At 63.8% G+C, this 13,989-nt stretch carries 12 protein-coding genes; 2 read left to right on the forward strand and 10 right to left on the reverse strand.

Going from position 1 to position 13,989, the window contains the following annotated elements; translation table 11 throughout:
- Positions 1-31 precede the first annotated feature (31 nt).
- The 3 genes from JJ896_01550 to JJ896_01560 all read right to left on the reverse strand — a co-directional run bounded on the left by JJ896_01550 (position 32) and on the right by JJ896_01560 (position 1,939).
- Complete coding sequence (locus JJ896_01550) at positions 32-631, reverse strand: bifunctional phosphoribosyl-AMP cyclohydrolase/phosphoribosyl-ATP diphosphatase HisIE (protein ID MBO6778313.1); 600 nt, start codon at positions 629-631, stop codon at positions 32-34.
- Positions 621-1,397, reverse strand: coding sequence for an imidazole glycerol phosphate synthase subunit HisF (gene hisF, locus JJ896_01555; GenBank protein MBO6778314.1), 777 nt, complete (start codon positions 1,395-1,397; stop codon positions 621-623). The genes JJ896_01550 and hisF overlap by 11 nt, the downstream gene beginning before the upstream one ends.
- A 62-nt stretch (positions 1,398-1,459) precedes the next feature.
- Positions 1,460-1,939, reverse strand: coding sequence for a nuclear transport factor 2 family protein (locus JJ896_01560; GenBank protein ID MBO6778315.1), 480 nt, complete (start codon positions 1,937-1,939; stop codon positions 1,460-1,462).
- A gap of 40 nt (positions 1,940-1,979) precedes the next feature.
- Between JJ896_01560 and JJ896_01565 the strand changes: the two genes are divergently transcribed.
- The gene (locus tag JJ896_01565) at positions 1,980-4,178 is read left to right on the forward strand and encodes an FdhF/YdeP family oxidoreductase (protein ID MBO6778316.1); all 2,199 of its coding nucleotides are present in this window, start codon (positions 1,980-1,982) and stop codon (positions 4,176-4,178) included.
- Here the strand turns inward: JJ896_01565 and JJ896_01570 are convergent.
- On the reverse strand, positions 4,163-5,422 hold the full coding sequence (locus tag JJ896_01570) for a hypothetical protein (GenBank protein ID MBO6778317.1): 1,260 nt from the start codon (positions 5,420-5,422) through the stop codon (positions 4,163-4,165). The genes JJ896_01565 and JJ896_01570 overlap by 16 nt on opposite strands.
- A complete protein-coding gene (locus tag JJ896_01575) occupies positions 5,419-6,000 on the reverse strand; it encodes a thioredoxin family protein (GenBank protein MBO6778318.1) in 582 nt (193 codons plus the stop codon). Before JJ896_01575 ends, JJ896_01570 begins: the two co-directional genes overlap by 4 nt.
- Positions 6,001-6,084: 84 nt before the next feature.
- On the opposite strand from JJ896_01575, the gene JJ896_01580 reads away from it, so the two are divergent.
- A complete protein-coding gene (locus JJ896_01580) occupies positions 6,085-6,546 on the forward strand; it encodes a hypothetical protein (protein MBO6778319.1) in 462 nt (153 codons plus the stop codon).
- Positions 6,547-6,552: 6 nt separating this feature from the next.
- On the opposite strand, the gene JJ896_01585 is transcribed toward JJ896_01580, so the two are convergent.
- The 5 genes from JJ896_01585 to JJ896_01605 all read right to left on the reverse strand — a co-directional run bounded on the left by JJ896_01585 (position 6,553) and on the right by JJ896_01605 (position 13,951).
- The gene (locus JJ896_01585; protein ID MBO6778320.1) at positions 6,553-8,109 is read right to left on the reverse strand and encodes an amidohydrolase; all 1,557 of its coding nucleotides are present in this window, start codon (positions 8,107-8,109) and stop codon (positions 6,553-6,555) included.
- A 95-nt stretch (positions 8,110-8,204) separates the two neighbouring features.
- Positions 8,205-11,633, reverse strand: coding sequence for a response regulator (locus tag JJ896_01590; GenBank protein ID MBO6778321.1), 3,429 nt, complete (start codon positions 11,631-11,633; stop codon positions 8,205-8,207).
- A 22-nt stretch (positions 11,634-11,655) separates the two neighbouring features.
- The gene (locus JJ896_01595) at positions 11,656-12,555 is read right to left on the reverse strand and encodes a biotin-dependent carboxyltransferase family protein (GenBank protein ID MBO6778322.1); all 900 of its coding nucleotides are present in this window, start codon (positions 12,553-12,555) and stop codon (positions 11,656-11,658) included.
- Positions 12,552-13,223: a 5-oxoprolinase subunit PxpB gene (pxpB, locus tag JJ896_01600; protein MBO6778323.1), complete on the reverse strand. Its 672-nt coding sequence runs from the start codon at positions 13,221-13,223 to the stop codon at positions 12,552-12,554. Before pxpB ends, JJ896_01595 begins: the two co-directional genes overlap by 4 nt.
- Entirely contained in the window at positions 13,220-13,951 is a 732-nt protein-coding gene (locus JJ896_01605) for a LamB/YcsF family protein (GenBank protein MBO6778324.1), read from the reverse strand. The genes pxpB and JJ896_01605 overlap by 4 nt, the downstream gene beginning before the upstream one ends.
- Positions 13,952-13,989 lie beyond the last annotated feature (38 nt).

Raw genomic sequence — 13,989 nt, forward strand, 5'->3', positions numbered from 1 at the left:
CCGGAGACCTCCGATACTGAGCGGGACCGCTTCAGCCCGCGTGACGCTGCCGGAGTCGCTCCCCGATGTCGTCAAGCGTCAATCCGCGGCTCTTGAGCAGCACCAGCAGGTGATAGACCAGATCCGATGCCTCGTTGACCAGGTCATCGTCCGATTCGGACAGCGCGGCAATCACCGTCTCCACAGCCTCCTCCCCGACTTTCTGTCCGGGCCCTGCAGGACCCTTGTCCAGCAACCGCCGGGTGTAGGAAGCGCCGGCCTCTGCCTGCGCGCGATCGTCGATGACCGCCGAAAGGGTGCGCAAGAACCCCGCGCCTTCCCGCGCGTCCGGCTCGCCCCAGCAGGTGCTCGCGCCGGTGTGGCACGTGGGGCCCTCGGGGCGCGCGCGAATCAGGAGTGCATCGCCATCACAATCAGCCCGCGCGTCCACGAAATGCAGGACGTTTCCGCTGCTCTCACCCTTTTGCCAGAGGCGCCCCCTGGAACGGCTGAAGAAGGTGACCAGGCCGGTCGAGCGTGTAGCGGACAGCGCGTCCTGATTCATATAGCCGAGCATGAGCACATCGCCCGTGCGCACGTCCTGGACTACGGCCGGCACCAGCCCGTCCATCTTGTCAAAATCAACCTGCATCGAACGCCATGGGTAAACGGACCGAAACACCCTGCTCGTGCAGCCAGGCTTTCAGGTCCGGAACGGGAATCTCGCCAAAGTGAAATATGGAGGCGGCAAGCGCAGCATCCGCCTTGCCCTGCCGAAACACATCCACAAAGTGTTCTCGGGCTCCGGCACCACCGGACGCGATGACGGGCACGTTGACGGACTGCGAAACGCGGCGTGTGATGTCGAGCGCAAATCCGGCCTTCGTCCCATCGTGATCCATGGAGGTGAGCAGGATCTCCCCCGCTCCCCGATCGACACTCTCCCTGACCCAGGGCTCCGTTTCAAGGTCCGTCGGCGTGCGCCCTCCGTGCGTGTGCACCACGGACCTGCCGTCAGTATCCCGGCAATCGACGGCCAGTACCACGCATTGCGATCCGAACTCTTTGGCCAATTCGCTCACCAGCTCCGGCCGCCGCACCGCGGCCGAGTTGACCGAAACCTTGTCGGCTCCGGCCCCCAGCAGACGATCCACATCTGCCGCCGAGCTGATGCCACCACCAACGGTGAAAGGGATGTTGATGGCGGCCGCGATATCGGCCACGAGGTCGGCAAACGTGCGACGACCTTCCACCGTGGCCGTGATATCCAGGAAAACCAGCTCGTCCGCGCCGTGATCGGTGTAGCGGACCGCCAGCTCGACAGGGTCTCCGGCGTCCCGAAGGCTGACAAAGTTTATCCCTTTGACAGTACGCCCGTCGCGGATGTCCAGGCAGGGTATGATGCGCTTGGTGAGCATGGCGCGCGATTACCGGACCCGCTCATGCGCGTTCCCTGTCTCCGGTCAAGAAGGCGAAAAGCCTACTGGGAGGCTTCGTGCACCTTGATGATCTCGACAAACGGCACGGCGAGCTCATTCGGGACCGGAATGGTCAAGTGGTACTGGGTGATGAGCCACCCATCGTCCTGTCTGACCAAGACCCCGGTACCTCGAGTCAGTCCGAGACGGTCGTTGGTCAACAGCTCATCGAACCAGGCCACCTCACCAGACGGGGAGAAGTCGATGTTGCGTTCCAGCATGTGGTAGGTCCATGCCGTGCCCTCAGCAAAACGACCCCTGGTGTAGTCCTTGAAGATCTCCAGCGGCCACCGTTCCGAGGCATCGGTGCCGAAGAAGACGGCGTTCTCGGCATACAGGGAGAAATAGCCTTCGAAGTCCCCTTCGGACGCTTTTAGATGCAACTGATCCAGCACGGAGGAGACATCCGACTCGGCATCCTGAGCGACGGCAAGTCCGGGAAGAAGTACGAGGGCCAGTACCGGTATGAGGGAAGTGCGCATGGCAGCGTCAGGGTTGGGTTCTCGGTCCGTATGTTAATGCATGGCAGGAGCACGAGCAGGGGGCGGCTGGGCCGCGATCGGTTATTCCTGGCGCAAGGCTCGGGAGGCGGGTGGAATCCTCCCTCTCTGGCGGGCGATGCGCTCGCGCAATGCCTGCAAGACCTGCGCCGTGGGCATGGGAGGCCAAAAGGGCGGCATGGTCAACGAGGTCGGCAGCTTCCCTGAGCTCTGCAAGAAGAGCCTTCAGGCCATGGCTGCCGACATGCAGCCCGGCATTCCGGGCGATTTCTGGCACCGCTACCCCATCGCCCGGATGCGCCAGCTGACGCCTCGTGAACTCGAAAGCGCTGGCCGGCTGACCCGGCCTGTCCTGTATCGACGAGAGACGGGACGGTATGAGCCCGTCAGCTGGGACGAGGCTCTGGGACTTGTTGCCTCTACGCTGCGGGCCACCCCGGCGGACGAGACCTTCTGGTATTTCAGCGGACGCAGCAGCAATGAGGCCGGCTTCCTCCTGCAGCTGTTCGCGCGGCTGTACGGCACGAACAATGTCAACAACTGCTCCTACTACTGCCACCAGGCCAGCGGGGCGGGGTTGACGAGTTCGGTCGGCACGGGCACGGCCACGGTGGTGCTGGAGGATCTGGACAAGACGGATCTCGTGATCCTGGTCGGTGCCAACCCGGCCAGCAACCATCCCCGGTTGATCGAGAGTCTGCGGCGTGTGCGGGCGCGGGGCGGGGATGTCGTAGTCGTGAACCCGCTGCGCGAGCCGGGACTGGAACGCTTCAAGGTGCCCAGCCATCCGTGGAGTCTGCTCTTCGGTTCCGAGATTGCGAGCTGGTTTGTGCAGCCGGATATCGGCGGAGACCTAGCGCTGCTTACGGCGATCTCCAAACGCGTGGTCGAGCTCGACGCTCACGACGCCGGTTTTCTGGCCATGCACTGCAACGGCTGGCAGGAGTACGCCGACTCACTAGAGGCACACGCATGGGAGGACCTGATCGCCTGCTCAGGCGTGGCGATGGCGGATATCGATCGCATCGCCCGCCGGTATGCAGACTCGGACAGCACCATTTTCTCCTGGGCGATGGGCATTACCCATCACGCGCACGGCGTGAAGAACGTGCAGGCGCTGGCGAACCTGGCCCTGCTGCGCGGCATGGTAGGCAAGCCGGGCGCGGGGCTGATGCCCATTCGCGGCCACTCCAACGTGCAGGGCATGGGTTCGGTGGGTGTCACACCGACGCTGAAGAAGGCCGTGTTCGATGCGCTGGAGGATCGCCTGGACGTGCAGCTGCCGACCAGTCCGGGCCTGGACACGATGGCCTGTATGGAGGCTTCCGACGCAGGACACATGCGGCTCGGCGTGTGCCTGGGAGGCAACCTGTACGGCTCGAATCCGGACGCAGACTTCGCGGCCTCTGCGCTACGCAACCTCGACCTGACGGTGTATCTCAGCACCACCCTCAATACGGGGCACGCCTGGGGCACCGGCGCGCAGTCCCTGATCCTGCCGGTCCTGGCCCGGGATGAGGAGCCGGAGCCGACGACCCAGGAGTCCATGTTCAATTATGTGCGCATGAGCGATGGGGGGCCTGCCCGACTGGAGGGCCCCAGGTCTGAGGTGCAGGTGATCGCCGAGCTGGCTCGGCGTGTTTTGGGCGTTCAGGGGCCGGTCGACTTTGAGTCGCTCGAGCACACCCGGTCCATCCGCCAGGTCATCGGAGCCGTCATCCCGGGCTGGGAGGCCATGTCCGCCATGGACACAACCCGGGAGGAATTTCAGATCGGCGGTCGCACGCTGCACCAGCCGCGCTTCCCGACCGAAGACGGACGTGCGCGACTGTTTGCGCACGCAGTGCCCGACTCGAGGTCACTTGAGCCCGGAGAAACGAGGCTGATGACGGTCCGCAGTGAGGGGCAATTCAACACGGTGGTCTACGAGGAGGAGGACCTCTACCGCGGCGTATCGTCCCGCGACGTGATCCTGATGCACCCGCGAGACATGGATGCCGCAGGCGTCAAGGCTGGGGATCGTGTTGCCGTACACGGTCCGGCAGGCAGCCTCTATCCCGTGCGCGTCACCCGATTCGAACGGCTGAAGCCGGGCAATTCTGCCATGTATTTCCCCGAGGCCAACAAGCTTGTCAGTCGGACCGTGGACCCCACCAGCCGTACCCCGGCGTTCAAGGGCGCAATCGTTCGGGTTGAGGCGATGGATCAGCCTTCGGCCTGAGTTTCGTGGGCGCGGCCCAGCCTGAGCCCGACCAGCGCCCAGACGGCTGCAACCGGCGCTGCGACCAGCGCAATCGCCCCGATCGACAAACCGAGTGCACCGAGACCGTAGTAGACCCAGCCGCTGACCGTATCGCCGCCGCGATACACGGCGGCGTCCAGGAATGATTTGGTCTGATACTTCTCTTCCCGGGGCAATACCGTGAACAACACTTCCCGCGCCGGTTTGGCGAGTCCATAACGACCGGCCCGGTAGGCTACCTGGAGAACGACCAGCACTGCGAGCAGCGGATAAACACCCAGCGTCAGGAAACCAAGGGCCGTCACGGCGGGCAGCAGGAGAAGCGCGGTGCCCAACCCAATCCACCGAATGATGCGCGCGGTGACGTAGAGTTGAAGCAGCAGAGTGATAATGTTGGTCGCCAGGTCAATGCGGGCATAGAATGCGGTCCGGGCGGCGCGGTCCTCCGGAAACGCATTGCCGATAAGTTCGGCCTGCTGGAAGTAGAGCACGGTCGAAGCGAACGTCATCAGCAGGATAAAGGCCATGATGCCCTGCAGGTACTTCGAGCCGGCAACACGCTTCATGCCACTGAGAGCGGATCCGGTCAGAGGCTGATCCCGTACCGCGTCCGGCTCCCCGGCCACCCCGGCGCGATTGAGTACGTGCACGCACCAGCTTGCGATTTCCAGCGGTACGCAGGCCACCAGCAGCAGGGTGAATGGCGGAAGCGGCTCGGCCAGGAAGGATGAAATGGACGAGCCCGCCAGAGCGCCCAGTGACGCGCCGGTTGCGATGAAGGCAAACAGCCGTTTGCCCTGCTCACTCGTGAACAGGTCCGCAAAGAATCCCCAGTAAACCGTCACCGCAAAGAGCGCGAAGACGGCCGCCCACACGTAAAACACGCGGTCGATCCATGGCCGAGCGGACTCGGGAAGAATCATCAGGACCGCGTAGAACAGGAGCAGGTTCGCCAGGAAGAAGCGATTCGTGAGCGGGATGAATCGTCCCCTTGCATACCGCGTGGTCAGCCAGGAGTACGCGGCGACGGCAGCCAGCATGACCACAAAGACGACCGTCCAGATGATCTGCAGGTTGCCCAGATCGGCCGAGGAGATCTCGTCTCGCACCGGCCGCAGAATGTAGTAGCAGGTGAAGATGCAGAATCCATAGACCGTGGCCCAGAGAAGGCGGGAGATCTCCTCATCCCGTACGGGCACCAGGCGTTGGAGCAGCCCTTTCATTGGCCGGCCGCAGCAGCTTCCATGAGCTCGACCACCTCGTGCATGGTGGTCCGACCCAGATCCTGGTCATACCAGTCAAACTTGGCCTGCAGGAATTCGCCGGAGCTCATCGAGTCCCGATGGGCGATGGCCCATTCCTGCAGAGGCGCCGGCCGTTCGATAAAGACGCCTGCCAACTCGTATTCCGCATCCAGAAGCACCACCGTCGGGGTGGCGGGCCTGCCGTCGGGGGTTCGATGGGCCTCCATGAGTTCGCGTCCGACATCGGAGCCTACAATGCGCATCGTCAGCCCATCCCCAGCGTCGACCAGAGCTGCGAGATAGGGAATCGTATTGGCGGAATCGCTGCAACCGTCCACAGCGATGGCGAGCAGATGCCACGTACCTGCGACTGCCTGCAGACGGGTCCGGATGGAATCGGGTACGACAGCCTTCTCGGTATTGTCGTGCCACATGGCCTTGCGGCGATCCGCCTGCTCCAGAAACGCCTCGTAGGTCTGGCCGGACTCGTACAGTTCGCGCAGGGCCTCGTCTGCAAGAGGCGCCAACAGCAGCGAGAACAGGAGAATTCGCTTCATATCGGTCGGGGGCAACTGCGACATTATAGCCCACTGTCGATGGGGCGGCACCCCATTCCGCCTTCCTCCCAAATCCGCACACAAATGAAACATCTCGCCCTGTCGATGCTCCTGGTCGGGGCGGCCTGCTCCGAGGTCGCCGCTCAGGCCGATCGCGCAGCCGTCGAGGCCGTGGCGCGCCAGGCCCTCGACGCCATTTCAGAGCGCGATTCGACGGCATTCATGGCGCTGATGCTGCCCGGAGCACGCGCCTATTCAGTCCGGGACCGAGACGTCCGCTTCCGGGATGTCACGGTGGATGCACAGGGCCTGGCACAGGACGGGCCGATGTACCTGGAGAGAATGTGGGATCCGCAGGTCTTTGTGGATGGCGACCTGGCCATCGTATGGACGCGCTATGATTTCTGGCTCGACCGCACGTTCAGCCACTGTGGCACAGACGCCTTTCAGCTCTTTCGAACCCGGGAGGGCTGGAAAATTGCATCGATTGCCTACAACGTGAGCCGGGACTGTCCGGTAAGCCCTCTCGGAATTCCGCAGTTCTGAGAGGTCTCAGTCATTGGTGCGTACGGTAGGATAGGTGATGCCCAACTGCTCCAGGTAGTTGTCGTACCGATCCGGGTCATAGTAGAAGGCCTTCAGCTTTTCGCGATAGGCCCCCTGCCGCTCCGCGTTCATATGGATCGGCGGAGGCTCGTCGGGATCGAGGAACGACGTGTAGGTCATCTCCGCCGTCTGCACCTCCCGATAGTAGTCCCAGGCCTGCTCCACCTTCTCCGGGTTCAGGAAGAAATCGAGCGCCGTACGCGCCATGACGCGCGCCCCGGCCAGTGAGCCCTTGTGGGCGATGGGCGTGGCCATGGCCACCGCGCTGGACCAGTGGTGGCCTTGTATGCCCGGCATGTTGGCCGGGAAGCGCAGCGTGACGGTGGGCACGGCCCAGGAGATGTCGCCGATGTCGTCCGAGCCGCCGCTACGCCTGGGTCCAATCGGGACGCCGATGGTATCCAGCTCGGTGTTCAATCCACGCTCGCGGTTTCCAAGCTCTTTCTGCAGGGCACGAGCCAGCGTCTGGTCATCCTCAGACCACTCGGGCAGACCGACCACCTTGATGTGCTCGTACATGTTTTCTGCGATCACCTTGTTGAAATGCCGGGGCCAGGCCGCGCCCACCACCCGATAACTCATTTCGGTGTCCGTCATGAGCGCCGCACCCTGCGCCATGCGGGTGGCGGTGTCGAAGTTGGCCTTGATTCCGTCATAGGTCATCTCCCGGATGAAATACCAGACGGTGGCCTTGGAGGGAACGACGTTTGGTTGATCTCCGCCGTCCACGATGACGTAATGTGAGCGCTGGAGTGGGTGCAGATGTTCGCGTCGGAAATTCCAGCCGACGTTCATCAACTCGACGGCATCGAGCGAACTGCGACCAGCCCAGGGGTCTCCGGCACCGTGGGCCGCATCACCGTCAAATGAGAACTGCACGCTGACCAGGCCCGTGCCGTGGGCCTGCCCGTAGCCCACCCTGAGATTGGACGAGACGTGGGTGAAAAAGACCAGATCGACGTCGGCGAAGTGCCCATCGCGCACGAACCATGCCTTCGATCCGAGCACTTCCTCCGCAACTCCAGGCCAGAGGACCAGCGTGCCCTGAATGTTCTCGCGCTCCATCACCTGCTTGACCGCGATCGCGGCGGCGACGTTGACGGCCGAGCCGGAATTGTGACCCTCACCATGGCCGGGAGCTCCCTCCACTAGCGGGTCGTGGTAGGCCACGCCGGGTTTCTGGTTCGCTTTGGGGATGCCGTCCAGGTCCGAGCCGAAGGCAATTACCGGCTCCCCGGAGCCCCATGTAGCCCACCACGCGGTAGGTATACCGGAAATGCCTCGCTCCACATGGAATCCGTTCTCTTCCAGAATGGCCGTGACATAACGGCTTGTTTCAACCTCCTGAAAGCCGAGTTCGGAGAATGAGAAGATCTTGTCGACCATGACCTGGACCAGCTTCGCCTGGGCAGCGGCAGCCTCGTCGGCTTGCTGGATCAGTCGATCCTGGGCCTGTGCGGTCACGGCGAGGGCCAGGGTGAGGATGCAGAGGGAGAGTCGCATGGCGCCGTCGTCTGTGAGACGCCAGAATAGGTCATGTACGGATTCGCCGCCCTGCGCCCCCCTGGGTCGCGCTGTAAGGTCAGCCTTGCGGGGGCTCAGGCCGAGCGCTGGTGCTTGAAGGCAGGCCCTCGCTCGACGCGCGTCTGAATCCGAATGGTGGACCGCGTGCCGTAGTCTGCGGCCGACTTGATGCTCAGGGTGCCCCCGAACAGGGCCAGGCGCTCGCGCACGCTGTAGAGCCCGAACCCGCCGGCCGCACCGACATCGCCCGTCTGTTCGCTGTCGAACCCACGGCCCTTGTCGCGTACATGGATCTCCAGACCGCCCTCAATGTCTTTCATCTCGACCCAGGCGCGACTGGTGCCTGAGTGTTTGGCGACGTTGAACAGGAGTTCGCGCACAATCTGAAAGAGCAGGACCCGCATGTCCTCATCGGGGATGTGGAAGGAGTGGACCGCACGCAGTGACACCTGCAACCCGTGCAGGCTCTTCATCTGTGCGAACAGCCACTCCAGCGCCTCTTTGAGTCCCTCGTTCTTCAGGATGGGAGGGCTCAGATCCACAGTCAGCTGGCGCGTGAGTCGCACACTCTCGTCCAGCCACTCGTCCATGGCCTGAAGCTTCTTGAGGATGGGCTCTGTCTTTCCTGCTCGTGCGTCCTTCCGCACACGATTGAGTTGGAGCTGGACCCCGCAGAGTAGTTGCTGGAGGTTGTCGTGCAGGATTTGGGAAATCCGACGACGCTCCTCCTGCTCGGCCATGGTCAGGCGAGAGGCGGCATCGCGAAGCTGGCCCGTGCGCTCGGCAACCTGCTCCTCGAGCGACTCATTCAGCTGCCGGATTTCGTCCAGCAGGCCCTCCACCTGTCGTCTCGATTCGATGTGGCCGGTCACGTCGACGGCCACCGTCATCAGCGAAGTGACCTCGCCTGTCTCACTGAACACCGGTGCCAGACTGAAGTGGAAGAAGACGTCTTCCGGCACGCCCGTGCCCTTTTGGTCGATCTTGACGGGGAACTCGGTCGCGATATAAACCTCCCCGGTGTCGTACACCCTGTGCATGAGCTGGATGGCGGGCGCATCCCTCGGCAGCTCCGGAAACACCTCATAGATCGTCTTCCCGATGACCTCGGAACGACCGATCATCTCCAGGTAGCGCTCGTTGGCGAGCTCATGCGTGAAGTCCGGCGCGGACCACACGGCTACTGCCACCGGGGCCTGCATCAGGAGCCGGGTCAGCTTTTCGTTGGTGGATTTGTGCAACTGACCGATCTGGACCTGCGCGCCCACTTGAGCGATCAACTCTCCGGCCGAGAAGGGCTTGACCACGTACGCGTCTGCGCCTGCTGAAATGCCCTCGATGCGCGCTTCTTCGCCGGCCCGCGCGGACAACAGGATGACGCGCACCGAGGCCAGGTCGGCATCAGCCCGGATCGCCTCGAGCAATTCGAACCCGTCCAGTTCGGGCATCATCACATCGGACAGAATCACATCAGGATGGTGCAGCCGGGCGGCCTTCAAGGCCTGCTCCCCATTGCCGACCGCGACGACCTCGTAGTCCTGCTCGGCGAGCAGGCGGTGGAGATAGTCCCGCATGTCAGCGTTGTCTTCGGCCAGCACCACCTTGCCCCGCGGCCGCGCTGGTCCGGTCGCCTCCAGCACAGGATCGGCAGCGGCAAGAGGAACCGAATCGTCATCGGGCAGCCACCTGCGGACTTCCTCCAGATACGGCGTAGATGCGCCCGACGGCAGGGGGTGATCGTCGGTCTCGCGCACGAGTTCGGGATCCAGGTGTCCCGCTCCCGCAGGGATGGTGATCCGAAAGCAGCTTCCCACCCCGAGCGTGCTCTCCACGGAGACCGAGCCTCCGTGCATGTGGGCGAGTTCCTGAACGAGCGACAACCCGATCCCCGTGCCCTCGGCCGTGCGTCCCTGCGCACCCTCTACCCGGTGGAAGCGCTCGAAGAGGTGCGGCAGGTCTGCTTCGGGGATTCCGGTGCCTGTGTCTTCCACCTGCAGCTCAATGCGGCCCTCCACACTTCGGATAAACACGCCGATGTGGCCCTCAAACGTGTGTTTGAAGGCGTTGGAGATCAGATTGAGCACAATCTTTTCCCACAGGTTGCGATCTACGAAGACCGGTTCCGGAATCGGATCACATTGGATCCGCAGCTCCATGCCGGCCCGCTCAATGGTGCTGCGAAAGATGCTCGCCAGCTCCGTGGTGAAATGGGCGAGGTCGGTCTTTTCGTACACCGCGCGAAGCCGGCCCGCCTCAATCCGCGAGAAATCGAGCAGCGTATTGACCAGCTTCAGGAGTCGGAGCGAGTTGCGATGTACAAGCTCGGCCCGCTCGCGCTGGCGGCCGGCGAGCACCTGCTCCTGATCGGCCAGGGCATCCTCTACCGGTCCCAGAATGAGCGTCAGCGGCGTGCGGAATTCGTGGCTGACGTTGCTGAAGAAGGTGGTTTTTGCCTGGTCGAGTTCGGCAAGGGCTTCTGCACGCCGCCGCTCCGCCTCGAAGGCCTGGGACTCACCGACCGCCGTCGCGATCGTCGTCGCGACCAGATTGAGATATTCCCGATACTCCTGATCGAAAGGAATCCTCGGACTGATGCCTGATACCATCACCCCCGAAGCGGCCTCCTGACCTGGCTGGATGATGGGTAACACGAGGGCTTCTTCGATCGGCTCCGGCCATGGACCGGCCACCAGCTCGCCGCACCTGGCGGTGACATCCGTCAGGTGTCTCGCTTCCCCCGCTTGCATGACGGCTCCGATCTCCCATAGATCTGCCGATGAGTCAGGATGCACCTCTTCCGGCGCGGCGGGCTCGCCAACCCCGGGCACCGTGGAAACGACACGACGGGCCGTGTCGGCCTGCGGATCATCCAGATAGATCAGCAAAAACGGAATGTCGCTCGGTGCCTCGGCAAGAACCGCAGCCGCCGCCTCGCATGCCTCAGTCTCCGAATGAGCACCTCGGGTGGCCGCGGCCAATTGAGCCAGGGATTGCATGCGGCGATCGGCCAGGACTTGACCGGTGGTCTCGGTCAGCACGACCAGAATCCCTTCCACCTCTCCGGATTCAACGCGGACCGGACTATGGCTGTAGGTCCAGAAGACCTCTTCCATGCGGCCGTTCCGAAGAATCGGGACGAGCTGATTTTCACTCCAGGTCGACTCGCCTTCCCGGACCCGCTCGATCTGGGGTTCGATGAAATTCCAGATATCCGTCCAGCATTCCTCTCCGCGTTGGCCGAACGCAGCGGGGTGACGCAATTCCCCGAGACTTGGACGGTAGGGGTCGTTGTAGAACTGGATCAGCTCTTTCCCCCACCACAAGAACATCGGGTAGCGGGAGGCGAAGAGGATCGACAGCGTCGTCTTCAGACTGGGTGGCCACTGCTCAGGGGGGCCTACGGGAGACCGTGACCAGTCGTATTCCCGCGCCATCGCGCCCATCTCTCCGCCACCGGAGAGGAAGTACAGGTGGTCCTGGTCGCGAGCGACGTGTCCTGCCATGCGTTGGAATTCGTGCCCCTGCTCAGCGCAATTCGAAGAAACTCCGATGCGAGCTAGACACGCGACGGATCACCTCAGGGTTTCCAAGTTTGAAGCGAACGGCCTCGCCCGGGCGGATTTGTGCCAAACGATCCAGATCGCGGGGCGAAACGCTACCCAGTTTTGCGTAGCCACCGATGGTCGGGCGGTCTCGCATGAATACGAGTGGCCTTCCCGAGGGCGGCACCTGAACGGTGCCGTCTACCAGCGGCACCGAGTCGAGCACGCGAGGACCGGACGCAAGTTGGGCCCCGGAAAGGTGACGGGCGATGCGATTGCTGCTGGGTTGAATGGTCCAGCCAGTGTGGAGGAAGGTGTGCTGGTCTTCTTCGGAGAATCGGCCCCATTCGTAGCCAGGCAAAAAGGCGAAGGCCGTCTCGCTTCTGGCGTGTACCTCGGGGCGAACCCGGGCCGGCCGGGCGTTCCCACCCTCCCAGCGCAGTTCGTCGCCGGCCCTCACCGGCGAGAGCCCGACTCCCTCGCGCATCACCACGGAGGCAGAGCCAAGAAATCTCGGCGCGACCAGCCCTCCCGGGAAGGCCAGGTAGGCGTAGTTGCCGTCGGCTGCATATCGCAGGCTCAGTGTCTGTCCCGCTTGTACGCGGACAGCGCTCCAGGGGGCAATGCGCTCGTCGTCCAGGGTGGCCGTGCAATCCGCCCCGGTCAGCGCGCAGAGTCCATCGTCCATGAACTGCACCGTGAGTCCGCCGAAAGCGACTTCCAGGAGCGGGGCGTTTATCGGGTTGGCCAGTAGCCGGTTGGCCCAGAGGAAGGCCTCACGGTCCATGGGGCCGCCCGGTGCCAGGCCTCGTCGGGCCTGTCCCATGCGGCCGAGATCCTGAATGGTCGTCAGCGTACCCGGGCTGTGAATCACGGCCGTCACGAGGCGCGGGCGAATTCTTGCTCGGTGATGGCCCGAAAACGGACCTGATCTCCGGGCATGAACCGTGCAAGCCGTTGTTCGGCATCTGCGAAGAGGGATGCGGGCACCCTGCCGATGAGCTGCCAGCCGCCCGGACCGTTTGAGGGATATACCGCGGTGCGCCGATCTGCCAGTCCGACGCTGCCGGCCGCGACGTCCGGACGAGGCGCGTCGCGCCGGGGCGTCGCCAGCCTGGAGTCGAGGTCGCCCAGGTAGGCAAAGCCGGGCGAGAATCCTACAGCGAGCACCGTATAGGTGCTTTCTGCGTGGATCCGGGCGAGGTCCTGCGGAGTCAGCGAGTGCCGCTGCGCCACCGCCTCGAGGTCGGGAGCCAGCGCCGGGGAGTAGCACGCCGGGAGCTCGATGGTCTGCGGTGAGGATGTCACTGGAGGCGGCTGCTCCAGAAGTCCTTTTGCGAAGTCTGACAGGCGGCGTTCGACGATTCGCGGATCCCAGGATTCGGGGCGGCCGGTCACCAGGAGGGCATTGAAGGCCGGTACCGTGTCGACGACTTCGAGATCGCAAGCCAGGATCGCCTGCTCAAGGGCGAGAATGACGGCAACGGTGGACGCACTGGGAGCGAGCGGCAGCGTTATCAGGGCACTCCAGGGTGCGGGATGCGAGATCACGGACTGCGTGGGATGAGCGCGCGCACGCGTCGCACGGCTTCCAGCGCGACCGGATTGTCGCCGTGCACGCAGAGCGTATCGGCGCGGATCTGCAAGGGCCCGTCAGGAGTCTGGACCGTACCGGCAAGAAGCATCTCCACGTGGCGCTCCACCTCCTCGGGGTCCTCGAGTACGGAGCCGGCATGCCGCCGGGACTGCAGCCTGCCGTCGGACCGGTAGCGGCGATCCGCGAATGCTTCGAAAGCGAGTTGCAGACCGGTGTTCTGCAGCGCGAGCGCGTGGCGATCGCGATCGGGGGTGGCCTGGAGCACGAAGACCAGGGAGGGGTCCACAGCGGCTACGGCCTGCCCCAATCGGACCAACAGACCCCAATCCTCCATCATCGCGTTGTACAGGGCACCATGCGGCTTGACGTGGTGCAGGGTGACGCCCTCGGCGCGGGCCACGGCCTGCAGGGCACCGATCTGAGCCTGAACCTCGTGGACCAGAGTGTCGATGGGCATGTCGATGCGGAGGCGCCCGAAGTGTCGCTTGTCCGGGTAGCCCGGGTGGGCACCGGCTCGCACGTTGTGTTCAGCTGCTAGCGCAAGCGTGCGCGCCATCGTGTCCGGATCTCCGGCGTGACCGCCACAGGCGATGTTCGCCCAGTCGATGAGCGGCATGACTTCAGCGTCCCGGCCCTTTTGCCAGGGCCCGAAGGACTCCCCCATATCGCAGTTCAGCAGCATCGGCGAAAGATACACGGGCGGGACGGCCCTGATGTAGC

The sequence above is a fragment of the Rhodothermales bacterium genome, from assembly GCA_017643395.1.
Classification (GTDB): Bacteria; Bacteroidota; Rhodothermia; order Rhodothermales; family UBA10348; genus JABDJZ01.

Excerpts from the sequence above, each read along its gene's own strand:
- JJ896_01550 (MBO6778313.1), bottom strand. The coding sequence starts at position 631 with ATGCAGGTTGATTTTGACAAGATGGACGGGCTGGTGCCGGCCGTAGTC.
- hisF (MBO6778314.1), bottom strand. The coding sequence starts at position 1,397 with ATGCTCACCAAGCGCATCATACCCTGCCTGGACATCCGCGACGGGCGT.
- JJ896_01560 (MBO6778315.1), bottom strand. The coding sequence starts at position 1,939 with ATGCGCACTTCCCTCATACCGGTACTGGCCCTCGTACTTCTTCCCGGA.
- JJ896_01565 (MBO6778316.1), top strand. The coding sequence starts at position 1,980 with ATGGCAGGAGCACGAGCAGGGGGCGGCTGGGCCGCGATCGGTTATTCC.
- JJ896_01570 (MBO6778317.1), bottom strand. The coding sequence starts at position 5,422 with ATGAAAGGGCTGCTCCAACGCCTGGTGCCCGTACGGGATGAGGAGATC.
- JJ896_01575 (MBO6778318.1), bottom strand. The coding sequence starts at position 6,000 with ATGAAGCGAATTCTCCTGTTCTCGCTGCTGTTGGCGCCTCTTGCAGAC.
- JJ896_01580 (MBO6778319.1), top strand. The coding sequence starts at position 6,085 with ATGAAACATCTCGCCCTGTCGATGCTCCTGGTCGGGGCGGCCTGCTCC.
- JJ896_01585 (MBO6778320.1), bottom strand. The coding sequence starts at position 8,109 with ATGCGACTCTCCCTCTGCATCCTCACCCTGGCCCTCGCCGTGACCGCA.
- JJ896_01590 (MBO6778321.1), bottom strand. The coding sequence starts at position 11,633 with ATGGCAGGACACGTCGCTCGCGACCAGGACCACCTGTACTTCCTCTCC.
- JJ896_01605 (MBO6778324.1), bottom strand. The coding sequence starts at position 13,951 with ATGCTGCTGAACTGCGATATGGGGGAGTCCTTCGGGCCCTGGCAAAAG.